The sequence below is a fragment of the Streptomyces sp. NPDC031445 genome, from assembly GCF_055581365.1.
Map to the genome: position 1 here is coordinate 1,076,602 of NZ_JBVIJO010000001.1, position 23,763 is coordinate 1,100,364.

The 23,763-nt window shown below is 70.9% G+C and carries 21 protein-coding genes, 1 tRNA gene and 1 pseudogene; 11 read left to right on the top strand and 12 right to left on the bottom strand.

What is annotated here, in order from left to right; genetic code table 11:
• Positions 1–56: 56 nt before the first annotated feature.
• Complete coding sequence (cobF, locus tag ACZ5DC_RS04520; RefSeq protein ID WP_468649276.1) at positions 57–839, bottom strand: precorrin-6A synthase (deacetylating); 783 nt, start codon at positions 837–839, stop codon at positions 57–59.
• A gap of 147 nt (positions 840–986) precedes the next feature.
• The gene (locus ACZ5DC_RS04525; protein ID WP_468649278.1) at positions 987–1,493 is read right to left on the bottom strand and encodes a DUF309 domain-containing protein; all 507 of its coding nucleotides are present in this window, start codon (positions 1,491–1,493) and stop codon (positions 987–989) included.
• 104 nt (positions 1,494–1,597) lie between these two features.
• Here ACZ5DC_RS04525 and ACZ5DC_RS04530 point away from each other — a divergent pair.
• Together ACZ5DC_RS04530 and ACZ5DC_RS04535 are read left to right on the top strand one after the other, a co-directional pair.
• Positions 1,598–1,671, top strand: a tRNA-Pro gene (locus ACZ5DC_RS04530).
• A 258-nt stretch (positions 1,672–1,929) separates the two neighbouring features.
• Positions 1,930–2,946, top strand: coding sequence for a zinc-dependent alcohol dehydrogenase family protein (locus ACZ5DC_RS04535; protein WP_468649280.1), 1,017 nt, complete (start codon positions 1,930–1,932; stop codon positions 2,944–2,946).
• A 91-nt stretch (positions 2,947–3,037) separates the two neighbouring features.
• On the opposite strand, the gene ACZ5DC_RS04540 is transcribed toward ACZ5DC_RS04535, so the two are convergent.
• The 3 genes and pseudogenes from ACZ5DC_RS04540 to ACZ5DC_RS04550 form a co-directional block, all read right to left on the bottom strand.
• The gene (locus ACZ5DC_RS04540; protein ID WP_468649282.1) at positions 3,038–3,217 is read right to left on the bottom strand and encodes a hypothetical protein; all 180 of its coding nucleotides are present in this window, start codon (positions 3,215–3,217) and stop codon (positions 3,038–3,040) included.
• A gap of 223 nt (positions 3,218–3,440) precedes the next feature.
• A pseudogene (locus ACZ5DC_RS04545) lies at positions 3,441–4,121 on the bottom strand (polysaccharide deacetylase family protein); the annotation flags it as partial.
• Positions 4,122–4,189: 68 nt separating this feature from the next.
• The gene (locus ACZ5DC_RS04550) at positions 4,190–4,885 is read right to left on the bottom strand and encodes a glycoside hydrolase family 11 protein (RefSeq protein WP_468649284.1); all 696 of its coding nucleotides are present in this window, start codon (positions 4,883–4,885) and stop codon (positions 4,190–4,192) included.
• A gap of 307 nt (positions 4,886–5,192) precedes the next feature.
• On the opposite strand from ACZ5DC_RS04550, the gene ACZ5DC_RS04555 reads away from it, so the two are divergent.
• The gene (locus tag ACZ5DC_RS04555; protein ID WP_468649286.1) at positions 5,193–6,278 is read left to right on the top strand and encodes an endo-1,4-beta-xylanase; all 1,086 of its coding nucleotides are present in this window, start codon (positions 5,193–5,195) and stop codon (positions 6,276–6,278) included.
• A 166-nt stretch (positions 6,279–6,444) separates the two neighbouring features.
• Here the strand turns inward: ACZ5DC_RS04555 and ACZ5DC_RS04560 are convergent, their stop codons facing one another.
• Positions 6,445–7,467: a LacI family DNA-binding transcriptional regulator gene (locus tag ACZ5DC_RS04560; RefSeq protein ID WP_468649288.1), complete on the bottom strand. Its 1,023-nt coding sequence runs from the start codon at positions 7,465–7,467 to the stop codon at positions 6,445–6,447.
• Positions 7,468–7,600: 133 nt separating this feature from the next.
• Here ACZ5DC_RS04560 and ACZ5DC_RS04565 point away from each other — a divergent pair, with 133 nt between their 5' ends.
• Genes ACZ5DC_RS04565 through ACZ5DC_RS04580 form a run of 4 tightly spaced genes read left to right on the top strand, consistent with a single transcriptional unit; the run spans position 7,601 to position 13,065 of the window.
• Positions 7,601–8,905, top strand: coding sequence for an ABC transporter substrate-binding protein (locus tag ACZ5DC_RS04565; protein ID WP_468649290.1), 1,305 nt, complete (start codon positions 7,601–7,603; stop codon positions 8,903–8,905).
• A gap of 7 nt (positions 8,906–8,912) precedes the next feature.
• Complete coding sequence (locus ACZ5DC_RS04570) at positions 8,913–9,869, top strand: carbohydrate ABC transporter permease (RefSeq protein WP_366749113.1); 957 nt, start codon at positions 8,913–8,915, stop codon at positions 9,867–9,869.
• Positions 9,866–10,684 (top strand): carbohydrate ABC transporter permease, encoded by an 819-nt coding sequence (locus ACZ5DC_RS04575; protein ID WP_366749112.1) that lies wholly within the window; start codon positions 9,866–9,868, stop codon positions 10,682–10,684. Before ACZ5DC_RS04570 ends, ACZ5DC_RS04575 begins: the two co-directional genes overlap by 4 nt.
• Positions 10,681–13,065, top strand: coding sequence for a beta-xylosidase/alpha-l-arabinosidase (locus ACZ5DC_RS04580; RefSeq protein WP_468649292.1), 2,385 nt, complete (start codon positions 10,681–10,683; stop codon positions 13,063–13,065). The genes ACZ5DC_RS04575 and ACZ5DC_RS04580 overlap by 4 nt, the downstream gene beginning before the upstream one ends.
• A 57-nt stretch (positions 13,066–13,122) precedes the next feature.
• Here ACZ5DC_RS04580 and ACZ5DC_RS04585 read toward each other — a convergent pair whose 3' ends face one another.
• The 6 genes from ACZ5DC_RS04585 to ACZ5DC_RS04610 form a co-directional block, all read right to left on the bottom strand.
• Complete coding sequence (locus ACZ5DC_RS04585; RefSeq protein ID WP_468649294.1) at positions 13,123–13,263, bottom strand: hypothetical protein; 141 nt, start codon at positions 13,261–13,263, stop codon at positions 13,123–13,125.
• Positions 13,264–13,350: 87 nt separating this feature from the next.
• On the bottom strand, positions 13,351–15,369 hold the full coding sequence (locus tag ACZ5DC_RS04590) for a beta-galactosidase (protein WP_468649296.1): 2,019 nt from the start codon (positions 15,367–15,369) through the stop codon (positions 13,351–13,353).
• A gap of 26 nt (positions 15,370–15,395) precedes the next feature.
• A complete protein-coding gene (locus tag ACZ5DC_RS04595; RefSeq protein WP_366749108.1) occupies positions 15,396–16,283 on the bottom strand; it encodes a carbohydrate ABC transporter permease in 888 nt (295 codons plus the stop codon).
• On the bottom strand, positions 16,280–17,260 hold the full coding sequence (locus ACZ5DC_RS04600; protein WP_468649298.1) for a carbohydrate ABC transporter permease: 981 nt from the start codon (positions 17,258–17,260) through the stop codon (positions 16,280–16,282). The genes ACZ5DC_RS04595 and ACZ5DC_RS04600 overlap by 4 nt, the downstream gene beginning before the upstream one ends.
• Positions 17,261–17,268: 8 nt before the next feature.
• Positions 17,269–18,582 carry an ABC transporter substrate-binding protein gene (locus ACZ5DC_RS04605; RefSeq protein ID WP_468649300.1) on the bottom strand — a complete coding sequence of 438 codons (1,314 nt, stop codon included), beginning with the start codon at positions 18,580–18,582 and terminating at the stop codon, positions 17,269–17,271.
• A 268-nt stretch (positions 18,583–18,850) separates the two neighbouring features.
• Positions 18,851–19,642 (bottom strand): GntR family transcriptional regulator, encoded by a 792-nt coding sequence (locus tag ACZ5DC_RS04610; RefSeq protein WP_468649302.1) that lies wholly within the window; start codon positions 19,640–19,642, stop codon positions 18,851–18,853.
• A 176-nt stretch (positions 19,643–19,818) separates the two neighbouring features.
• Between ACZ5DC_RS04610 and ACZ5DC_RS04615 the strand changes: the two genes are divergently transcribed.
• Genes ACZ5DC_RS04615 through ACZ5DC_RS04630 form a run of 4 tightly spaced genes read left to right on the top strand, consistent with a single transcriptional unit; the run spans position 19,819 to position 23,740 of the window.
• On the top strand, positions 19,819–20,838 hold the full coding sequence (locus ACZ5DC_RS04615; protein ID WP_468649304.1) for a sugar ABC transporter substrate-binding protein: 1,020 nt from the start codon (positions 19,819–19,821) through the stop codon (positions 20,836–20,838).
• Positions 20,838–21,914 carry an ABC transporter permease gene (locus tag ACZ5DC_RS04620; protein ID WP_468649306.1) on the top strand — a complete coding sequence of 359 codons (1,077 nt, stop codon included), beginning with the start codon at positions 20,838–20,840 and terminating at the stop codon, positions 21,912–21,914. Before ACZ5DC_RS04615 ends, ACZ5DC_RS04620 begins: the two co-directional genes overlap by 1 nt.
• 3 nt (positions 21,915–21,917) lie before the next feature.
• Positions 21,918–22,829 carry an ATP-binding cassette domain-containing protein gene (locus ACZ5DC_RS04625; RefSeq protein WP_468649308.1) on the top strand — a complete coding sequence of 304 codons (912 nt, stop codon included), beginning with the start codon at positions 21,918–21,920 and terminating at the stop codon, positions 22,827–22,829.
• Between the two features lie 2 nt (positions 22,830–22,831).
• The gene (locus tag ACZ5DC_RS04630) at positions 22,832–23,740 is read left to right on the top strand and encodes a sugar phosphate isomerase/epimerase family protein (RefSeq protein WP_468649310.1); all 909 of its coding nucleotides are present in this window, start codon (positions 22,832–22,834) and stop codon (positions 23,738–23,740) included.
• Positions 23,741–23,763: the final 23 nt, after the last annotated feature.

The window sequence follows — 23,763 nt, forward strand, 5'->3', positions numbered from 1 at the left end:
CGCGGACCGGGGAAGCGGAGCGGCGCGGCGCGCTGCCCGGCTCCCGCCGCCCTGCGTCAGTCCCGGCCGTCCCGCGACGGATGCCGGCGCAGCAGGTACGTGTCCATGATCCAGCCCTTGCGCTCCCGCGCCTCGGCCCGCAGCCGTTCGATGCGCGGGCCGGCCTCGGCGATCGGTCCGGAGACGAGGATCTCGTCCGGCGTGCCGATGTAGGCGCCCCAGTAGATGTCCATGTCCTCCCCGGCGTACCGCCGGAAGGCCTGGTGCGCGTCGAGCATCACGACCACGTCGTCGACGCCCTCCGGGAAGCCCTCCGCCAGCCGCCGCCCGGTGGTGATCTGCACCGGCCGGGCGACCCGGTTCAGCCCGGTGCGGTGCCGGGCGACCAGGGCGGAGACGCTGCTGACGCCGGGCACCACGTCGTACGTGAAGCGCACCGCGCCCCGCTCCAGCACCTCCTCCAGGATGCCCAGCGTGCTGTCGTACAACGCGGGGTCGCCCCAGACCAGGAAGGCGCCCGTGCCCGCCTCGTCCAGTTCCTCGGCGATCAGCCGCTCGTAGATCCCGGCGCGGGCGCTGCGCCAGTCCCCGACGGCGGGGGAGTAGGCCGGTCCGCCCGCCGCCCGGTCCCGCTCCGGATCACGGGCCTCCACCACCCGGTACGACCCCTCGGGCAGATGGACGTCCAGCATGTCCCGGCGGAGCCGGGTGAGGTCGCTCTTCGCCTCGCCCTTGTCGAGCAGGAAGAACACGTCCGTGCCCCGCAGCGCCTTGACCGCCTGGAGGGTCAGCTGGTCGGGGTCGCCCGCGCCGATACCGATGACATGAATCTTTCGCACGCCCCGAGTCTGCCGCATGCCACTGACCATGCGTCCGTCGGCTCCGCACAGCCTGCGACGACGGCCTGCTCGCGGGCGTGCGGGAGGCGTCCGGGGCCGGGGGCACGCCGGCCCCGTCGTCGGTGGTGCGGCCCGGGGCGCCGGCGGTCACGGCCCCAGGCGCGGTGCCTCGGTCCCCGCGTCGATCGGTGCCGCGCCGTCCTCGACCCGTCCCGCCAGCTCCCGGGCCCAGCGGGTGAGGCCCGGCAGGTCCAGTCCGTACGGGCGGTCCTCGCCGCGTCCGGCCGCCCACTCCTCGACCGCTGCGGCGCCCCGCCGCAGCAGCCGCGCCCCGCCGACGGTGTTCCCGCGGGCCGCGTGGGTGAGGCCGACCGCCAGCTGGGCAAGACCCCGCCACAGCGCGCGCTCCTCCTCCGGGCCCGACTTCCAGGCGTCCTCGAACACCTCGTGCGCGTGGAACGGCCGCCCCGAGGCCAGCAGCACCCGCGCCTCGGCGACCGTGTCCTGCGGTGTCCGCAGGACCCCCTCCGGCTGCCGCGGGACGCCCTCGGCGCCGTACGGCAACGGCCGCCCCAGCCCGTCCCGGGGCCGCGCGTTCCGCGCCCGCCCGGCCGTGTCCCGGTCCCTGGCATCCGATGCGCCCGCGTTCGTCATACCGCCGATTGTCCCTCGTACCGCCGGGTCACCTTCGGCGCACCCCCGGGCGTGGGGTAAAGTGCTGTCCGCACGATCACGCGGGGCACCGCGCGTGAGTGCGACGGGACGTGGCGCAGCTTGGTAGCGCACTTGACTGGGGGTCAAGGGGTCGCAGGTTCAAATCCTGTCGTCCCGACGTGTGGAAGTCGGCCAGGGCCGGTTCCGGAGGCATCCGGGACCGGCCCTGACGCGTGTGCGGAGACCGGCGGCGTCCGCCTGGCCGGCAGTGGCCTCCCCGCCGCTGACTCGCCGGACGCCGGGATGAGCGGTTACCTGGAGCAAAGAGGTGTTCCCCGGGTGGCATCCGCCGTCCCGGGGGGTGCCCGGCATACGGCCAGGGGGCCCGCGAGCCGCCCCGAGCCCCTTCCCCCCACGAAACGTAAGGACTTCCCCCATGCGCGGAGCAGTGATCCACGCCCCTGGAGACGTGCGCTTCGAAACCCTGGACGACCCGGAGATCCTGGAGCCGACGGACGCGGTCATCCGCACGGCCGTCACCTGTGTGTGCGGCACCGACCTGTGGCCCTGGCGCGGCCTGGACGCGACCGACGAGGCACACCCCATGGGGCACGAGTACGTCGGCTTCGTCGAGGCGGTCGGCAGCGAGGTCACCTCGGTCAAGCCCGGCCAGTTCGCCGTCGGCTCGTTCGCGACCTCGGACAACACCTGCGCCAACTGCCGCAACGGCTGGCAGTCCAACTGCGTGAACCGCGAGTTCATGACCACCTGCCAGGCCGAGTACGTGCGCATCCCCAACGCCCAGGGCACCCTGGTCGCCACCGAGGAGGTGCCGGGCGAGGAGTTCTGGCCCGGCCTGCTGGCCGTCTCCGACGTGATGGGCACCGGCTGGTACGCCGCCGAGGCCGCCGAGGTCAGGCCCGGTTCCACGGCCGTGGTGGTCGGTGACGGCGCGGTCGGGCTGTGCGGGGTGATCGCCGCGAAGGAGATGGGCGCCGAGCGGATCATCGTCATGAGCCGTCACGAGTCCCGTCAGAAACTGGCCCGGGAGTTCGGCGCCACGGACATCGTCACCGAGCGCGGCGAGGACGGCGTCGCCCGGATCAAGGAGATGACCGACGGGATCGGCGTGGACTCGGTCCTGGAGTGCGTCGGCACCGGTGAGTCCATGCGGCAGGCCCTGCACTCGGCCCGGCCCGGCGGCAACGTCGGCTTCGTCGGCCTCCCGCACGAGGTGGCGATCGACGGGGAGGAGCTGTTCCACACCCACGTCGGCCTGCGCGGTGGCCCCGCCCCCGTGCGCCGCTTCCTGCCCGACCTGATCGACCGCGTCCTGTCCGGGCGGATCGACCCGGGCAGGGTCTTCGACCTCACCCTGCCCCTGGACCAGGTCGCCGAGGGCTACCGGGCCATGGACGAGCGCCGCGCCATCAAGGCCCTCCTCACGCCCTGATCCACGCCGTGGACCCGTCGGCGCCGAGGGGCGGGGCGCCTGCCGGGGGTACGCCGCCGGCCCGGCAGCCGTGCCGGGCCGGCGGAGCTGTTCACTGTTCCTCCTCGTGCCTCGGATGCACGAGGAGGGGCGCGACCGTGTGGGGCGGGGGACCGGCGGCGTCGTCGGTCTCGGGAAGCTCGGGAAGGGGGAACAGGACTTCTTCGAGTGCCGGCGTGATGAAGAGGAACGCGATCACGAGGACGGGCACGAGCAGGGCAATCAGGATCACAGCACCTCCCGGAGGTCGGTCTGTGGCACCTGGTTGGGCCGCTCCCAGGATGCGCCCGAACGGCGTAACGCGCATGTCGTCCGGCCGCCGGGCCGCGATCCGCGGGTTCCCGCCGGGCGCGGGGGCATGGCCGCGGGTCCGGCCTGACCGGCCCGCGCACAGGGGTCGGGGGCGGCCCCGGTGGTGTCCGGAGCCGCCCCTCAGCCGTTCGTCCCGGGGGTCAGGGGGCCACGGCGCGGCCGGTCTGCGGGGAGATGCGGCCGGCGCACAGGCCCTTGCCGGCCAGCGTCTGCGCGATGCGCGGGATGGCCGCGAGGGTGTTGGCCGGCCACTCGTGCATGAGGATGATCTGGCCGTTGGCCAGCCGGGACACCGCCTGCACGATCGCGTCGGTGCTCGCGCCGTTCCAGTCCTGCGAGTCGACGTCCCAGATGATCTGCCGCAGGCCGTACTTGGCCTCCACCGCCTGCACGGTGGCGTTGGTCTCGCCGTACGGCGGGCGGAACAGCTGCGGTGTCCCGCCCCCGGCCGCGGCGATGGCCTGCTGGGTGCGGGAGATCTCGGAGTCGATCTGCGCCTGGCTCTGCTGGGTGAGATGGGGATGGGTGTAGCTGTGGTTGCCGATCCACATCCCGGCGTTCGCCTCGGCCCGGACCTGGGCCGGGTAGGCGGCCGCGAACTGGCCCTCGTTGAACATCGTGGCCCGCAGGCCGTTCTGCCGCAGGGCGTTGAGCAGGGCCGGGGTGTGGTCGTTGGACGGGCCGTCGTCGAAGGTGAGCCCGACGTACCCGGAACAGGTGGCGGCGTGCGCCGGGGCCGCGTCGGTGACGGCGGTGACCGTGCCGGCCACGGCGGTCGCCGCGAGGGCCAGTCCGGTCAGCAGGGGGCGGGGTGCGGCACGCATGCGGGTGGGTCCTCCTCGGATGGGCGGCCTGACCGCCGTGGGGGGGGGTGGACGGGACGGAGGGAGGGTCAGCCGCTCACCGTGAGGTTGGACGAGCCGCTGCTCTGGTACCCCTCGGTGGCGAGGATCATGTAGTAGTTGAAGCTGCCCAGCGGCATGCCGTAGCGGGCCCAGGCGTCGAAGTGGTTGCCGGTGGTGATGGTGCCGCCGGTCCTCTTGGACTGCCGGACGCTCCAGTACTGGTTGAAGGTCCTGGTGCCTTCCACGGAGGGGGCGTTGTACCGCGTCGTCTGGTAGACGTCGTACGTGCCGCCGTCGCTGGTGACCGTGCCCTTGTACGTCCCGGTGGGCCGGTAGTTGCCCCAGCTGTCGACGATGTAGTACTCGACGAGCGGGTTCGAGGTCCATCCGTACAGCGACAGGTAGCCGTTGCCGGAGGGGTAGAAGCTGCCCGAGTACTGCACGTTCCTGCGTCCGCCGTTGCTCCAGCCCTTGCCGGCGACGAAGTTCCCGCAGTTCGTCCACGAGGTGCTGTAGTTGCCGCCGGAGTTCAGGGTCATCGAGACCGAACCGCCGCCGTCGGTCCAGAAGGAGTAGTAGAAGCCGTTGTTGGTGCCGGTCTGGTTGGTGGTGATGACCGTGGCGGCGTCGGCGGTGCCGGGCAGCAGCAGCCCGGACGCGGACGTGGCCAGCGCGAGCGCGCCGGCGCGGTTGAGGAAACCCCTCCGGCTCATCGGGCGGGTGAGGGCGTGCTCCATGTCCATGCTTCCTCCTGGGTGAGGTGGGTTGTCATGTCCGCGCCATACGCCGGGCCGGGCCGTCCCCGGGGAAGGGAGGCTCGATTGCTGGAGAGTATGGGGCGGATGCGAAAGGGCGGTCAATGCGTCTGTTTCCGAAACATCATCGAAACTTGACGGCTAACTGCGGGCTGTATAGCCGAAAGTTTCGACAGAGGGCGGCAGAGGTGCGCGAATGACTCTCCGCACGACGGTTGACGCGGAATTGACGGCTGTTTAGCGTGACGCAACGCTCGTCAGGTAATCCGAAACTTTCGATTCGCAGGAGTCGCCCGTGAACCTGTCCCGCTCCCTCGCGGCCGCCGCCTCGGCCTGCTGCCTGGCCCTGCTCCCCCTCGCCGCCGCGAGCCCCGCGAGCGCCTCCGGGGGCGCCGCGGTGCCGGACCGGCCGCTGCGGCAGCTCGCCGCCGACGACCACCTGCGGGTCGGCACCGCCGTCGACATGTCCGCGCTCACCGACGACGCCGCCTACCGCCGGCTCGCGGGCTCGGAGTTCTCCACCGTCACCCCGGAGAACGTGATGAAGTGGGAGGCGATCGAGCCCCGCCAAGGGGAGTACGACTACGCGGCCGCCGACCGCCTGGTCGACTTCGCGCGCAGGCACGGCCAGCAGGTGCGCGGCCATGTCCTGGTCTGGCACAACCAGTTGCCGTCCTGGCTCACCTCCGGCGACTTCGGCCCCGACCGGCTGCGCGAGATCCTGCACCGCCACATCACCGACACCGTCCGGCACTTCCGGGGCAAGGTGTGGCAGTGGGACGTGGTGAACGAGGCGTTCAACGAGGACGGCACCCTGCGTGACACCATCTGGCTGCGCGAGCTCGGCCCCGGCTACATCGCCGACGCCTTCCGCTGGGCGCACCAGGCCGACCCGCACGCCCTGCTGTTCTACAACGACTACAACACCGAGTGGACGGGCCCGAAGAGCGACGCCGTCTACGCTCTGCTCAGCCGCCTGCGCGCGGAGGGCGTTCCCGTCGACGGGGTCGGCTTCCAGGGACACCTCGGCATCCAGTACGGCCTGCCCACCGGCATGGCGGCCAACTTCGCCCGCTTCGACAAGCTCGGACTGGCCACCGCCGTGACCGAGGCGGACGTGCGCATGCCCCTGCCGGCGGACCCGGACAAGCTCGCCACGCAGGCCGAGGGCTACCGCCTCCTGCTCGACGCCTGCCTGCGCGCCCGCCACTGCGTCTCGTTCACCGTCTGGGGCTTCACCGACGCGTACTCCTGGGTCCCCGGCACGTTCCCCGGCGAGGGCGCCGCGAACCTGTACGACGAGGAGTACCGCCCGAAGCCGGCGTACCGCGCGCTCCAGTCACGACTGGCGGGGCGGGCGCGGGCCGGGGGCGCCGAGTAGCGCGCGCCTCACCGCCCCGCGGACCGGCCGGCCACTGACGGCCGGCCGGTCCGCACGTCCGCGACCCGGTACGGCGGTCGAGGCGCCGGTACCGGGGTGAGCCGTGCCCGGGTGCCGGGGCTTCCGTGGGCCGGGGCGGGGCCGGCGCCCCGCCGCGTCCGGCCCCTCAGCTCCTCGCGGGCGGTGCCGTGCTCTGCCGTACCACCAGGTGCGTGGCCAGTTCGATGCGCAGGGCCGCCTTCTTGGTGTCCTTCGGCCGCAGCAGCATCCGGGCCGCCTCCTCGGCCATGCGCTGGAGCGGCTGTTGCACGGTGGTCAGCGGCGGGCTCGACCAGCGGGCCGGCGGCACGTCGTCGTAGCCGACCACCGACAGGTCCCCGGGCACGCTCAGGCCGAGGACCCGGGCCGCCTCCAGGACGCCCAGCGCCTGGAGGTCGCTGCCGGCGAAGATCGCCGTGGGGCGGTCGGGCCGCCGCAGCAGGTCCATGGCGTGCTCGAAGCCGCCCTGGACGTGGAAGTCGCCGAACCGAACCAGCCCGGGGTCCGGTTCGTGACCGGCCATCGCCATCGCCGAGCGGTATCCGTCCAGCCGGGCCAGTGAGCACATCAGGTCCTCGGGACCGGTGATGATGGCGACGCGTTCGTGCCCCTGGTCGGTGAGATGGCGGGTGGCGGCGACTCCGCCGGCCCAGTTGGCCGAGCCCACGGACGGGACGTCGGGGTCGGGATCGCCCGCCGGGTCCACGATGACGAACGGAATGGCCCGGGACCGCAGTTGGCGCTTCACGTCCTCCGGCACCGTGGAGAAGACCAGCAGCACCCCGAGGGGCCGGCGGCGCAGGACGCCCCCGATCCACTCGGGTCCGGGAGCCTGCCGGGTCCCGCTCTCGGTGAGCGCCACGGTCGCGTCGTTCTGCTTGGCGACGTTCTCGACCCCCCGGATGAGTTCCATCGCCCAGACGCTCTCCAGCTCGTGGAAGACGATCTCGATGAGCGGGGCCTGCGGCTGTCCGGGGGTGCGCCGGCGGTAGCCGTGGGTCTCCAGCAGACGTTCGACCTTGGCGCGGGTCGCCGGCGAGACATCCGAACGACCGTTGAGGACCTTCGAAACTGTCGGCAGCGAGACGCCGGCTTCTCGCGCCACGGCTGCCAGGGTGACTCTCCGACCGACCTGGGCTTCTTCGGGCATGGCCGCAGCATAGGCCACACGGCCGGATAACGGTTTGGCCGCGTAGGTGCACGACCGTTGACCATTTCTTCCCTCCGCTCCTACTGTCCAGCGCATGACTTTCGGGTCCAGAGCCGAAACTTTCGGAAGGCGGATGATCATGCGTACACGGATGCCCCGGGTGCTCGCCTGCGGTGCGACGCTCGCGCTGGCGGCGAGTCTCGCCGCTTGCGGGAACGGCAGCGGCGGGGGTTCCTCGAACGACGGCAAGATCCATGTGCTGGTGTACGGGGACGCCAGCAACAAGGTCGAGAAACAGATCGTCGACACGTTCAACAAGACGTCGAAGGTCAAGGCCGTCCTGGACACCATCCCCGGCGCCGACTACCAGCAGAAGCTGCAGACGATCATCAACACGCCCCAGGCGCCGGACGTCTTCTTCAACTGGGGCGGCGGCAGCATCCAGCCGTTCGTCAAGGCCGGGTTGCTGATGCCGCTGGACGACTTCGTCAAGAAGGACCCGAACCTCGACGACAAGTTCCTGCCCAGCGTCTACAACAGCGCGGTCGTCGACGGCAAGCCGTACGGCATCCCCATGCGCGGCACGCAGCCGGTGCTGCTGTTCAGCAACAAGAACGTGCTCGACAAGGCGCACGTGAAGCAGCCCCAGACCTGGGACGAGCTGGTCGACGCCGTCAAGAAGCTCAAGTCCGCGGGCGTCACCCCCATCGCCCTCGGCGGCGGTGACCAGTGGCCGACGCTGATGTGGTTCGAGTACGTCTACGACCGTGTGGCCGGCCCGGAGCTGTTCCAGAAGGCCCTCGGCGGCGACAAGGACGCCTGGGCGAGCGCGGACAGCAAGAAGGCGCTCGGCATGCTCAAGGAACTCGTCGACACCGGCGCCTTCGGCAAGAACTACGACTCGGTGAAGTACACCAACGGCGCCTCGCCCGCGCTGGTGGCCCAGGGCAAGGCCGGCTTCGAGCTGATGGGGTCCTGGTACTACGCGCAGCAGCAGCAGGACGCGAAGGACTTCGCCGCCAAGGGGCTCGGCTACGGCACGTTCCCGACGATCCCCGGCGGCAAGGGCGACCCGACCGACGTCGTCGGCAACACCAACAACTTCTACTCGGTGCTGAAGAAGACCAAGCACCCCGAGGCGGTCGCCGACTTCCTGAAGCTCATGTACTCCGACGAGTTCGTCAAGGCCCAGATGGCCATCGGCAACCTGCCCACCACCACCAACACCCAGAAGTTCCTGGACACCTCCGCCAGCCCCGAGTACTCCCGCTTCCAGTACGACCTGGTCGCCAAGGCCAAGTCCTTCCAGCTCTCCTGGGACCAGGCCTTCCCGCCGTCGGCCATGACGCCGATCCACCAGGCCGTCCAGCAGTTCTTCAACGGACAGCTCGACGCGGACGGCTTCGTCAAGGCCATGCAGGCCCTTCCGACCGAATGAACCGCTCATGACCACACAGCTCACGAGCGCTCCGCCCTCCGCCGTGCCTTCCCGGAAGGCCCGGCGGCGGCCGGAGGACTCCTACTCCGCACGCGGCACGCGCCCCGGCTTCGGCTGGGCACTGCCCGCCACCCTGTTCTTCGCCCTCTTCGCCCTCGCACCGCTGATCATGGTGGCGGTGCTGTCCTTCATGAGCTGGAACGGCCTGGGGTCACCGCAGTTCGTCGGCACGGACAACTGGAAGCGCATCCTCGACGACCCCGTCATGATCAAGAGCATCTGGCTGACCCTGCTGCTCACCGCCCTGGGCGTGGTCATCCAGACCCCGCTGAGCATCGTGCTCGGCGTCTGGGCCGCGGGACACCAGCGCAACCGCGCCGTCCTCTCCGCGATCTACTTCATCCCGCTGCTGCTGTCCTCCACCGCGGTGTCGGTGCTCTGGCGGGCCCTGCTCGACCCGAACTTCGGCATCCCGGCGCGCATGACCTGGCTGTTCGGGGACGGCAACCTGTTCGGTGAGCAGGCCTCGGCCATCGGGGTGCTGGCCTTCGTCAGCACCTGGCAGTTCACCCCGTTCCACACGCTGATCTACCAGGGCGCCGCCCGGGCGATCCCGCCGGTGCTGTACCAGGCGGCGGAGATCGACGGCGCGGGACGCTACCGCCAGTTCTTCCACATCACCCTGCCGCAGCTGCGCAACTCGATCGTCACCTCGATGATCCTGATGATCGTCGGCGGGCTCACCACGTTCGAGACCGTGCTCATCCTGACCCAGGGCGGACCGGGCACCGACACCACGATCAGCGCCTACTACATGTACCAGAAGGCCTTCAAGGGCTTCGACTTCGGCGCCGGCTCGGCCATCGCCCTGTGCCTGGTCGTCGCCGCCACGGTGGTCTCACTGATCGTCGTCCGCGTCTCCGGCTACGACAAGATGCGCAGCGACATGGAGGGGGTGTCATGAGGCGCCGCCCCAACTACCTGGCCGGAGCCGGCTCGATCGCCTGGCTCGTCCTGGTGGGACTGCCGCTGTACGTGATGCTCGCCGCGACCCTGCGCACCCGGCAGGACTACGCGAGCAAGGGCCCGCTGTCCTTCCCCGGCGACTTCACCCTCGACAACTACACCGGGGCGTTCGACTCGGGCTTCGGGCAGTACTTCCTCAACACCATCATCGTCACCGTCTGCGTCGTCGCCGTGGTGCTGCTGCTCGTACCGCCCCTGGCCTACGCGATCGTACGCAGCCGCAGCCGTGTCACCTCGCAGATCTTCCGGCTGTTCCTGCTGGGCCTCGCCATCCCCGCCCAGGCCGTCATCGTGCCGATGTTCTATCTGATCAGCGAGGCGGGTCTGTACGACAACCTCCTCGGCGTCATCCTGCCCACGGCCGCGTTCTGCCTGCCGATGTCCGCGCTGATCCTCAGCGGCTCCATGCGGGACATCTCCCCGGAGCTGTTCGAGGCCATGACGGTGGACGGAGCGACCCCGCGGCGGATGTTCTTCCAGCTCGTCGTGCCGCTCTCGCGCGGCGGACTGTCCACGATCGTGGTGTTCTCCGCGCTCCAGGCCTGGAACGGCTTCCTGTTCCCGCTCGTCCTGACCCAGTCCGACTCGACCAAGGTCATCACCCTGGGTCTGTACAACTTCCAGACCGAGCACGGGATCGACATCCCCGGCCTGCTGGGAGCCGTGACGCTCTCCATGGTGCCCGTCCTGCTCGTCTACCTGTTCGCCCGCCGCGCCCTCGTCCAGGGCCTGATGGGCATGGGAGGAAAGTGACCACCAACGTGGCCGTAGAGACCACCCCCGAGATCCCCCTCTGGAACGACCCGACCCAGGACATCGGCACCCGCGTGTCCGCGCTGATCGCCGCGATGACCCTCGAGGAGAAGATCGCCCAGCTGTACGGCGTGTGGGTCGGCGCGTCCGACGAGGGCGGCGAAGTCGCCCCGCACCAGCACGACATGGAGGAGGCCGTCGACCTCGACGCGCTCCTGCCGGCCGGGCTCGGCCAGCTGACCCGCCCCTTCGGCACGGCGCCCGTCGACCCCGCGCTCGGCGCGCTCTCCCTGCTGCGCACCCAGACCCGGATCGCCGCCGCGAACCGCTTCGGCATCCCCGCCCTGGCCCACGAGGAGTGCCTGGCCGGGTTCGCCACCTGGGGCGCCACCGCCTACCCCGTCCCGCTGTCCTGGGGCGCCACCTTCGACCCCGCCCTCATCCGCCGGATGGCCGCGGCCATCGGCCGCGACATGCGGTCCGTCGGCGTCCACCAGGGCCTCGCGCCCGTCCTCGACGTGGTGCGGGACGCCCGCTGGGGCCGCGTCGAGGAGACCATCGGAGAGGACCCCTACCTCGTCGGCAGCATCGGCACCGCCTACGTCCAGGGCCTGCAGTCCGCCGGTGTCGTCGCCACCCTGAAGCACTTCGCCGGCTACTCCGCCTCCCGCGCCGGGCGCAACCTCGCCCCCGTCGGCATGGGCCCGCGCGAACGGGCGGACGTCCTGCTGCCCCCCTTCGAGATGGCGGTGCGCGAAGGCGCCGCCGACTCCGTCATGCACGCCTACACCGACACCGACGGCATGCCCTCGGCCGCCGACGAGGACCTGCTCACCGGGCTGCTCCGGGACACCTGGGGCTTCGAGGGCACGGTCGTCGCCGACTACTTCGGCATCGCCTTCCTCAGCACCCTGCACGGCGTCGCCGGTGACTGGGCGGACGCGGCGGGCACGGCCCTGCGCGCGGGCGTCGACGTGGAACTGCCCACCGTCAAGACGTACGGCGCGCCCCTCGCCGAGGCCGTCGCCGCCGGCCGGGTGCCGGAGGCGCTGATCGACCGCGCGCTGCGCCGGGTCCTCCTCCAGAAGGCCCGGCTCGGCCTGCTCGACGCGGACTGGGACCCGGTCCCGGCCGCCCTCGGCGGAGCGGACCTGGACGACCCCGACGCCCTGCGCGGCACCGTCGACCTGGACAGCGCCGAGAACCGGGAACTGGCCCGCACGGTCGCCGAGGAAGCGGTCGTCCTGCTGCGCAACGACGGCACCCTGCCCCTCGGCCGGCCGCACCGCATCGCCCTGATCGGGCCCAACGCGACCGAGGCCACGGCCGTACTGGGCTGCTACTCCTTCCCCCAGCACGTCGGGGTGCACCACCCCGGGACCCCGCCCGGCATCGACCTGCCGACCCTGGAGGACGCCCTGCGGCGCGAGTTCCCCGACGCCGAGTTCACCGTCGTACGCGGCACCGGCGTGGACGACGGTGACGTCCTCGGCATCGCCGAGGCCGTCGACACCGCGCGCCGGGCCGACGTCGTCGTCGCGGCGCTCGGCGACCGCGCGGGCCTCTTCGGCCGGGGCACCAGCGGCGAGGGCTGCGACGCCGAGTCCCTGGCCCTGCCCGGCGCCCAGCAGCCCCTGCTCGACGCCCTGCTCGACACCGGCACACCCGTGGTGACGGTCCTGCTGGCCGGCCGGCCCTACGCCCTCGGCCGTGCCGTGGACGAGGCCGCCGCGATCGTGCAGTCCTTCTTCCCCGGGGTGGAGGGCACCACGGCCATCGCCGGCGTGCTCAGCGGCCGGACCAACCCGTCCGGACGGCTGCCCGTCAGCGTGCCCCGCGGTACCGGCAGCCAGCCCGCCGGCTACCTCGGCGCCCGGCTCGCCCAGGCCAGCGACGTGTCCAACATCGACCCCACGGCGGCCTTCGCGTTCGGACACGGCCTGTCCTACACGTCCTTCGAGTGGGGCGAGCTGACGGTGGAGCGGCCGGAGGCGGACACGGGCGGCGCGTTCCTCCTCGCCCTGACCGTGCGCAACACCGGCGAGCGGGAAGGCGCCGAGGTCGTCCAGCTCTACCTGCACGACCCGGTCGCCTCCGTCGTCCAGCCGGTGCAGCGCCTCGTCGGCTACGCCCGCGTCCCGCTCGCCCCGGGCGAGGCCCGCCGGCTGCGGGTCACCGTGCCGGCCGACCTGGCCTCCTTCACCGGCCGCGACGGGCACCGGGTGGTCGAACCCGGCGAGCTGGAACTGCGGCTGGCCGCGTCCAGCGGCGACGCCCGGCTGACGGCGAAGGTCACCCTGACCGGCCCCGCGCGCCAGGTGGACCACACCCGCCGGTTCCACGCGCTCTTCGAGCAGGAGCCCGCGCACCCCGCCGTCTGACGCGCCCCGCGCCGCCGTCCCGCTCCCCGGAACGCCGGGGAACGGGCCGGCGGCGCGTCAGTCCCGCTCCACGGTGACGGTCACCAGACCGCCCGGGACGGCGGACACCAGGGCCCGGCCGGCCGTCCGGCGTACGACGCCCGCGCCGCCCTCGGCCGTGACCCGCCAGGCGCCCGGCGGCAGGGACAGTTCGGTCACCCGGCCCCTGGCCCCCGGTCGTCCCGGTGTGCCCCCGGCTGGACGCGGCCCGCCGCGCCGCGCGGCCTCCCGGACGTCAGGCGCGGCTCACCGGTCGCGCGGCTCGCGCACGACGGCCACGTCACCGGGCGCGACGGTGACCGTGCCGGACGTCTCCTTGCCGGTCAGCAGCTCGAACGAGCCCTCCGCCACCGGTACTTCGGCGCCCTGCCCGGTGTGGTCGATGACGAACAGGTAGTCCGCCTCCGGGCCGCGCCGGCGGGCCACCTCCACCCCGGGCGGGGCGGTCCGCACCGGAGTCACGCCCGCCTCCTCGCGGACGCGGTCCAGCAGTGCGGCCAGGGCGGCCGGGTCCGGCAGGGTGGCCAGGTACCAGGCGGACCCGGTGCCGTGCGCCCGCCGGGTCACCGCCGGGACCCCCGCCAGGGGCCCGTCGGCGTACGAGGCGACCGCCTCGGCACCCGCCAGCCGCAGCCGCTCCGACCACAGCGAGCCCGTCGCCCCGTCCGGCACGGCACCGGTCAGCGCGACCGGTTCCCCGGGCAGCAGCGGGAACGGCTCGTCGGAGCGGACGCCCAGCACCTCCCGGAACGCCCCGGGGTAACCACCCAGCCGGGCATGGCAGTTCTCGTCGACCGCACCGCTGTGGAAGCCGACCGCCAGGGTGCCGCCGCCGACGGCGTACGCGGTGAGGTTCGCCGCGCCCGCCGCGTCGACCAGGTACAGGTTCGGTGCCAGCACCAGCCGGTAGCCGGTCAGGTCCGCGTCCGGCCGGACGAAGTCCACGGCCACGCCCGACCGCCACAGCGGCTCGTACCAGGCCCGCACCAGGTCCAGGTAGCACAGCGCGCCGCTCGGCTGGGAGGGGAGTTCCAGGGCCCAGCGGGCGTCCCAGTCCCACACGATCGCGGCCTCGGCGGTGCCGGTGCTGCCGCGCACCTCGGCCAGCGCCTTCAGGTCGGCGCCGAGCCGGACCACGTCCCGCCAGATCTGGCTGTCCGTCCCGGCGTGCGGCACCATCGCCGAGTGCCACTGCTCGGCACCCGCCTTCGACTGGCGCCACTGGAAGTAGGCGATGCCGTCCGCGCCGCGCGCCACGTGGGCGAGCGCGTCCCGGCGCAACTGGCCGGGAGCCTTGGCCCGGTTGACGGTCTGCCAGTTCACCGCGCCGGTCGAGTGCTCCATCAGCAGCCACGGGCCGTCCGCGAGCGAGCGCGTCAGGTCGCCGCTGAGCGCGATGTCGATCTGCGGCTCGGGATCCGTGGACCGCAGGTAGTGGTCGTTGGAGACGAGGTCCAGCTCGGGCGCCCAGCGCCAGTAGTCCAGGGCGTCGAAGCTGAAGTTGACCATGAAGTTGGTGGTGGCCGGGACCGTGGGCGCCGCCGCCCGGAGCACGTCCCGTTCCGCCGTGTACAGCGACAGCAGCTCGTCGGAGCAGAACCTCCGCCAGTCCAGCCGGTGCGTCGGGTTGGAGACGGCGCCGGTGGCGCGCGGCGGCAGGACCTCCTCCCAGTCGTAGTACCACTGGGACCAGAACGCGGTGCCCCAGGCGTGGTTGAGGGCCGCCAGGTCGTCGCCGTAGCGCTCGCGCAGCCAGCGCCGGAAGGCCGCCGCGCTGGTGTCGCAGTAGCAGGCCGCGTTGTGGCAGCCGTACTCGTTGTGCACGTGCCACATGCGGACGGCCGGGTGGTCCGCGTACCGCCCGGCGAGCGCGCCCGCGATGCGCAGCGCGGCCTGCCGGTAGGCGGGGCTGGACGGGCAGAACGTCTGGCGGCTGCCGTAGGAGAGGGTACGGCCGTCCCGGTCGGCCGGCAGGGCCTCCGGGTGGGCCCGGAAGAACCAGGCCGGCGGCGCCGCCGTGGGCGTGGCCAGGTCGGCGGCGATGCCGTTCTCGTGCAGCAGGTCCAGGATCTTGTCCAGGCGCGAGAAGTCGTACACGCCCTCGGACGGCTCCAGCAGCGCCCACGAGAAGATGCCGACGCTGACCAGGTTCACCCCGGCCTCGCGCATCAGGCGCATGTCCTCGGCCCACACCTCCTCGGGCCACTGCTCGGGGTTGTAGTCGCCGCCGTAGGCGATGCCGGGGACGGACAGGGTGCGCTTCACGGTGTTCTCTTTCGGGTGCGGGCCCGTCAGCCCTTGTTGGAGCCCAGGGTCAGGCCGCTGACGAACTGGCGCTGGAGCACGAAGTACACGACCAGGGTGGGGATCGCGGTCAGCAGGGCGCCGGCGGCGACCAGGTTGGGGTCGGTGAAGTACTGCCCGGAGAGGTTGTTCAGCGCCGAGGTGATCGGCATGTTCTCGCCGGTGGAGATCAGCACGAGGGCCCAGAAGAAGTCGTTGTAGATCCAGATGGACAGCAGGGTCGCCAGGGCCGCCATCGCCGGCTTGCACAGCGGCAGCGTGATCTGCCAGTACAGCCGCCACACCGAGGCGCCGTCGACCAGCGCGGCCTCGGTCAGCTCGTGCGGCAGCGAGCGCATGTAGTTGCTCAGCACGAACGCGCAGAAGCCGGACTGGAACGCCACGTGGATCAGGACGAGGCCCAGCGCGGAGTCGTACAGCTTGCCGCTCGCGGTGATGCCCGGCAGGTCGGTGAGCAGGTACAGCCGGTACAGCGGGGTGATGATGACCTGCTGCGGCAGCAGGTTGCCCGCCGTGAAGACCAGCAGCAGCGCCAGGTTGACCCGGAAGTCGAAGCGGCTGACGTAGAAGGCGACCATCGACGACAGGAACAGCGTCAGCAGGACGGCCGGCACCGCGATGATCAGCGTGTTGCCGAAGTAGTGCAGCATGTCCGACTGCTGGAACGCGTGTGTGAAGTTGTCGAAGTTCAGCGTGTCCGGCCAGGACACGTACCCCTTGGCGCTGGTCTCGCTGTACGGGCGCAGGGCCGAGAAGACCGCCCACAGCAGGGGCGCCAGCCAGGCGAGGGCGGTGCCCGCGAGGAAGACGTGCAGCAGGACGCGGGCCGGCCGGACGGGGGTACGCCGCTTTCCCAGGGCGCTCACGGTGCTCATGCGCGCCGCTCCTTCCGGAAGGTGGCGATCAGGTACGGGATGATGACGGCGAGGGAGATCACCAGCAGGACGACGGCGATGGCGGAGCCGTATCCGATGCGGCTGGACTCGCCGATGATGTTGTTGGTGACCAGGATCGACAGCAACTCCGTGCCCTGGGCGCCCTTGTTGAAGACGAAGACCAGGTCGAAGGCGCGCAGTGCCTCGATGATGGTGACCACGAGGACGACCGTGTTGGTCGGGCGCAGGGTCGGGAAGATGACGTTCTTGAACGTCTGCCACTCGTTGGCGCCGTCCAGCGCGGACGCCTCCCTGAGCGACGGGTCGACGCTCTTCAGGCCGGCCAGGTAGAGGATCATCATGTAGCCGGCGTGCCGCCAGGACGCGGCGATCAGCACGGCCCACAGGTTGAGGTCCGGGTCGCCGATCCAGTCGATGTAGTGGCCGGGCTTGTTGGCGCCGATGATGCTGTTGATCAGGCCCGTGTCCGGGTTGTAGACCAGCTGCCAGACGAAGCCGATGCACGCCATCGAGATGACGACGGGCAGGAAGTACGCGGTCTGGTAGACGCGGCTGAACCGGATCCGCTTGTCGAGCTGGACGGCGAGGAACAGGCCGAACGGCGTGGGGATCAGGATCAGTACGACGAACCAGATGACGTTGTGCTGGACGGCGGGCCAGAACTGCGGGTTGTCGGTGAACAGCTGCCGGAAGTTGTCCAGGCCGACCCACTTGATGGAGTCGAACCCGATGCCGTCCCAGGTGGTGAAGGCGAGGAGGATCGAGGCGAGGGCCGTGAACCAGACGAGGATCACGTGCAGGACGGTCGGCACGCCCGCCATGAGGGCGAGCGTGAACCGGTCACGGCGGGTCAGCAGGCGCCGGTGGCCCTGCGAGACCCGCTTCTTCGCGGGCGCGGCCCCGGGAGCCGGCACGGCCGCCGGCTCCGGGGTCTTCGTCGTCGTGTCGGTGCTCATCGGGCCGCTCACGAGGACGCGAAGATGGTCTTCTTCTGGCGCTCGATGGACGACAGCAGACCGTCCACGCCCTTGGGGTTCTGGAGGAACTTCTGCAGGCCGGGCTGCATCACCGTGGAGGTGAAGTCGGGGCGGCTGTCGCGGTCCATGAACTGGGTCAGGCTCTTGGCGCTGCCGATCATCTCGAACGCCTTCTTCTGGAGCGCCGAGTAGGAGGAGGTGCCGGCCTTGCTGGAGGCGGCGACCACGCTCGGGTCGGTCTTCAGGTACAGCTCCTCGGCCGCCGGGCCGCCCAGGTACTCCAGCAGCTTGACGACACCCGCGTGGTTCTTCGGGGACTTGCTCACCATGAAGCCGTCGGTCGGCGCCTCGACGGTGTCCTGGCCGTACGCGGAGTTGATCTCCGGGAAGGCGAAGAAGTCGAGGTCGTCCAGGTCGGCCTTGTCGGTGAACTGCTGGGCCACGAAGGAGCCGAGGAGGTACATGCCGGCCTTCTTGGCCACCAGCGTCTGCGCGGCGTCCTGCCAGGTGCGGCCCATGAAGCCGTCCTGGTGGTAGGGGAGGAGCTCGGCCCAGTGGTCGAAGACGTCCTTCACCTTGGCGTCGGTCCAGGACGCCTTGCCGGCCATCAGCTGGACGTGGAAGTCGTAGCCGTTCAGGCGGAAGTTGATCTGGTCGAAGGTGCCCATCGCCGGCCAGGCGTCCTTGTCGCCGAAGGCGATCGGGACCAGGCCGTCCTTCTTCATCTGCTTGCACAGGGCGACCAGGTCGTCCCAGGTGGCCGGGACCTTGTAACCGTGCTGCTGGAAGACGCTCTTGCGGTAGAAGACCGCCCACGGGTAGGTGGTCAGCGGCACGAAGTAGTACTTGCCGTCCGCGCCCTTGCTGAGCTTCTTCATCGCCTCCGGGAAGTTGTCCCCGATCTTCGCCCACACGTCGTCGATCGGGCTGGCGAGGCCCTTGGCCGCGAAGAACTGCATGCGGTACCCGGCGAACCAGTTGAACACGTCGTCCGGCGTGCCCTGCAGATACGAGTTGATCTGCTCCTGGAAGGTGTTGTGGTCCTTGGTGTTGACATCGACGCTGATGCCGGACTGCTTCTTGAAGGCCGCGTAGACGCTCTCGTAGGCCTTCTTGGGCACCGCGTCGGAGGCGTTCGAGCCCAGGGAGACGGCCTTCGGGTCGGATCCGGAACCGCTGCCTCCGCAGGCGGACAGCAGGGGTATGCCGGCGCCTGCGAGCAGGGCGGCACCGCCCGCTCCGCGCAGCAGGGAACGGCGGCTGGGACCCGGGACGGAGAGACCGGAGGGCGAGAGGCGCATGGCGGCTCCTGATGCATACCAGGGTTCGGCCAAGGGGATGAGTTGATCACCGAAAAGTTCGAAACCGCTCAGAAACCAACTCGACCGAACATCGTGGGCGTAATAACAGCCCCATGTCCGCTCATGCGTCAATAGCTCCGGTCGCACTGAGGTGTCTCTTGCCCGAAACGTAATCGTCATCGTCACCTGCACCGTTGACGGCGACGGGACGCAGCGGCCCCCACGGCCCGGGCGGCCGAGGGGGCTGTGTGAAACAGATCGTTCCGTTTCAGCTCCTGACCAGCAGTTGGAAGTCGAAGGCGTACCGGGACGCCCGGTAGACGTGGCTGCCGTGCTCCACCGGCCGGCCCGCGTCGTCATAGGCGGTGCGCCACATGGTGAGCAGGGCCGCTCCCTCCGGCTCCTCCAGCAGGGCGCCCTCCTCGGCGCTCGCGGCGCGGGCGCCGATGGACTGGCGGGCGCTGTGCAGGACGATCCCGGCCGCGCGCAGCAGCCGGTACAGGCCCGTGGACTCCAGCCGGGCGGTGCCGAGTTCGAGCAGGGAGGCGGGCAGGTGGTTGCGCAGGAACGCCACGGGCCGGCCGTGCGTGCTGCGCAGCCGCTCCAGTACGACGACCTCGGCGCCCTCCGGGAGCCCGAGGGCGGCGGCCACGTCGGCGGGCGCCGCGATCCGCTCGTGGCGCAGCACCCGGGTGGTGGGGCCCTGCCCGGCCGACTCCAGGTCGTCGTAGAGGCTGCTGAGTTCCAGCGGGCGCCGGACCTGGCTGTGCACCACCTGCGTACCGACCCCGCGGCGGCGCACCAGCAGCCCCTTGTCGACCAGGGACTGGATCGCCTGGCGGACGGTGGGCCGGGACAGCCCGAGCCGCACCGACAGGTCGACCTCGTTGCCGAGCAGGTCCCCCGGCACCAGCGCGCCGCGCTGGATGGCCGCCTCCAGTTGCCGGGCGAGCTGGTGGTACAGCGGAACCGGGGTCGACCGGTCCAGGGCGAAGGTCACGGGATCCAGCGCGCGATCACCCGGTGCCGTTCGCTGCGGGGTGCGGTGTACTGGGCTCATGGCTCCCAGGTGTAGGTCCCGGCGCCGGAGGTGTCAATACTTTGTACTTACATTCGGACCTGCTTGTGAAATGATGTCTTAACAAAGTATTGACAGCGGGCTCGGCAGAGGCTTGTATCCCGTCCCAACGCAACAGCGTCCTTGCCCCGTCGCACGCACAGTGAGGTGCTGGAAAGATGGACCGCTCTTCTCGTCCCCGCTCCCGCAGACTGGCCCCCTTCGTGGCGGCGGCCGCCGCGGCAGCCCTCACCCTCGCCGGCTGCTCCAGCGGTTCCGGCGGCAAGAAGGCCGAGGAGGAGGCGGCGAACCCCTCCGCGGGCAAGGCCGACACCCCTCGCATGACCGTCGCCCTCGTCACCCACCAGGCGCCCGGCGACACCTTCTGGGACACCGTCCGCAAGGGCGCGGAGGCCGCGGCGGCCAAGGACAACATCAAGCTGGTCTACTCCGCCGACCCGAACGCCGGCAACCAGGCCAACTACGTGCAGAACGCCATCGACCAGAAGGTCGACGGCATCGCGCTCACCCTGGCCAAGCCCGACGCGATGAAGGGCGCCATCGCCAAGGCCGAGCAGGCCGGCATCCCGGTGGTCGGCCTCAACTCCGGACTGAGCGACTGGAAGAAGCTCGGCCTGCTGGAGTTCTTCGGGCAGGACGAGAGCGTGGCGGGCGAGGCGTTCGGCGGCAAGCTCAACACCACCGGCGCGAAGAAGATCATCTGCGTGGTCCAGGAACAGGGCAACGTGGGCCTCACCCAGCGCTGCGACGGCGTGAAGAAGACCTTCAAGGGCACCACCGAGACCCTGTACGTCAACGGCACCGACATGCCGTCGGTGAAGTCGACCATCACGGCCAAGCTCAAGCAGGACAAGTCCGTCGACACCGTCGTCACCCTCGGCGCCCCCTTCGCGCTGACCGCGGTGCAGTCGGTCGGCGACGCGGGCAGCAAGGCGAAGGTGGCCACCTTCGACCTCAACAAGGAACTGGTCAAGGCGGTGCAGAAGGGCACCATCGAGTTCGCCGTCGACCAGCAGCCCTACCTCCAGGGCTACCTGGCGGTCGACTCGCTGTGGCTCTACAAGAACAACGGCAACTACAGCGGCGGCGGCGAGCAGGCCGTCCTCACCGGCCCGGCCTTCGTGGACAAGTCCAACGTCGACAAGGTCGCCGGGTTCGCCGCGAAGGGCACCCGGTGATGAGCATGGCCCAGCAGGCTGAACCGGCGGTCGGCAGGTCGCCGGCGTCCGGCCCCCAGCAGAGCGACGGCCGCACCGCCCGGCGCTCGCCGGCCCTCCGGCTGCTGGCCCGGCCGGAGGTGGGTGTCTTCCTCGGTGCCGTCGCCGTCCTGGTCTTCTTCCTGATCGCGGCGCCGCCGGTGCGCGACGGCAGCTCGATGGCGAACATCCTCTACCAGTCCTCGACCATCGGCATCATGGCCCTCCCGGTGGCCCTGCTGATGATCGGCGGGGAGTTCGACCTCTCCTCCGGCGTCGCCGTGATCTCCTCGGCGCTCACCGCGAGCATGCTCAGCTACCAGCTCACCGTGAACGTGTGGACCGGCGTGATCGTCGCCCTGGCCGTGTCCCTCGCGATCGGCGCCTTCAACGGCTGGATGGTGGTGAAGACCGGGCTGCCCAGCTTCCTGGTCACCCTGGGCACCTTCCTGATCCTCCAGGGCACCAACCTCGCCGTCACCAAGCTCGTCACCGGCAACGTCGCCACCGACGACATCAGCGACATGGACGGCTTCGACCAGGCCCGGAGGATCTTCGCCTCCTCCTTCGACGTGGGCGGGGTCCAGGTGAAGATCACGGTGGTCTGGTGGCTGGTCTTCGCGGCCCTCGCCACCTGGGTGCTGCTGCGCACCAAGTACGGCAACTGGATCTTCGCGGTCGGCGGCAACAAGGACAGCGCCCGCGCGGTCGGCGTCCCGGTGAGGTTCACCAAGATCACCCTGTTCATGCTGGTCGGCTTCGGCGCCTGGTTCGTCGGCATGCACAACCTGTTCTCGTTCAACACCGTGCAGTCCGGCGAGGGCGTCGGCCAGGAGCTGATCTACATCGCCGCGGCCGTCATCGGCGGCTGCCTGCTCACCGGCGGCTACGGCTCCGCGATCGGCCCGGTCTTCGGCGCCTTCATGTTCGGCATGGTGCAGCAGGGCATCGTCTACGCCGGCTGGAACCCCGACTGGTTCAAGGCCTTCCTCGGCGTGATGCTCCTCGGCGCCGTCCTGATCAATCTGTGGGTCCAGCGCACGGCGACCCGGAGGTAAGCGATGACCGACAACACCACGGGCAGCCACGGCGCCGTCCTCCAGGACGAGGCACCCGCCCCCGACGGGCTCCTGGTCGAACTCCGCGGCGCCGGCAAGTCCTACGGCAACATCCGCGCCCTGCACGGCGTCGACCTGAAGGTCCACGCCGGCCGGGTGACCTGCGTGCTCGGCGACAACGGCGCCGGCAAGTCCACCCTCATCAAGATCATCTCAGGGCTGCACCAGCACACCGAGGGCGAGTTCCTCGTCGACGGCCGGCCGGTGCGCTTCACCACCCCGCGCGAGGCCCTGGACAAGGGCATCGCCGCCGTCTACCAGGACCTCGCCACCGTCCCGCTGATGCCGGTGTGGCGGAACTTCTTCCTCGGCTCCGAGCTGACCAAGGGCCCCTGGCCGCTGCGCCGGCTCGACATCGCCCGCATGAAGGAGACCGCCGACCGGGAACTGCGCAACATGGGCATCGTCCTGGACGACCTGGAACAGCCCATCGGCACCCTGTCCGGCGGCCAGCGCCAGTGCGTCGCCATCGCCCGCGCCGTCCACTTCGGCGCCCGCGTCCTCATCCTGGACGAGCCCACCGCCGCCCTCGGCGTCAAACAGTCCGGTGTGGTGCTGAAGTACATCGCCGCCGCCCGCGACCGCGGCCTCGGCGTCATCTTCATCACCCACAACCCCCACCACGCCTACATGGTCGGCGACCACTTCAGCGTCCTGCGCCTCGGCACCCTGGAGCTGAGCGCCGAACGCAGCGAGATCGGCCTCGAAGAGCTGACCAACCACATGGCGGGCGGCGCCGAGCTCGCCGCGCTCAGGCACGAGCTGGCCCAGGTGCGCGGCGTCGACGTGGCCGGACTGCCCGAGGACGGCGACCTCGGCGCACCCGTGGCGACCTCCCCGGAAGGAACCCCCTGATCATGGCGCACCCCACTCCGCTCGACCGCATCCGGGTCGGCTCCGCCCCCGACTCCTGGGGCGTCTGGTTCCCCGACGACCCCCGGCAGGTGCCCTGGGAACGCTTCCTCGACGAGGTCGCCGAGGCCGGCTACGACTGGATCGAACTCGGCCCCTACGGCTACCTCCCCACCGACCCGGCACGGCTCGCCGACGAGGTGGCCAAGCGGAACCTGAAGGTGTCGGCGGGCACCGTCTTCACCGGCATGCACCGTGGCCCCGCCGTCTGGGAGGAGACCTGGGCGCACGTCAGCCAGGTCGCCGCGCTCACCCAGGCGATGGGCGCCCGGCACCTGGTCGTCATCCCCTCCTTCTGGCGCGACGACAAGACCGCCGAGATCCTGGAGCCGCCCGAGCTGACCGCCGGGCAGTGGGCCCACCTGACCAAGGGCATGGAACGGCTCGGCCACGAGGTCAAGGAGACCTTCGGCCTGGACATCGTCGTGCACCCGCACGCCGACACCCACATCGACACCGAGGAGCACGTCGAGCGCTTCCTGGACTCGACCGACAGCGAGCTGGTCAACCTCTGCCTGGACACCGGGCACTACGCCTACTGCGGCGGGGACAGCGTCAAGCTGATCGAGACCTACGGCGAGCGCATCGGGTACCTGCACCTCAAGCAGGTCGACCCGGACATCCTCGCCGAGGTGGTCGCGGGCGGGGTGCCGTTCGGACCGGCCGTGCAGCGCGGCGTGATGTGCGAACCGCCCTCCGGGGTGCCGGCGCTGGGGCCGGTGCTGGAGGCGGCGCAGAAGCTGGGCGTGGAGCTGTTCGCGATCGTCGAGCAGGACATGTACCCGTGCGAGCCGGACAAGCCGCTGCCGATCGCGGTACGCACCCGGCGCTTCCTGCGGTCCTGCGGGGCCTGAGGGCAGGCAGCTTGCACGGGAAC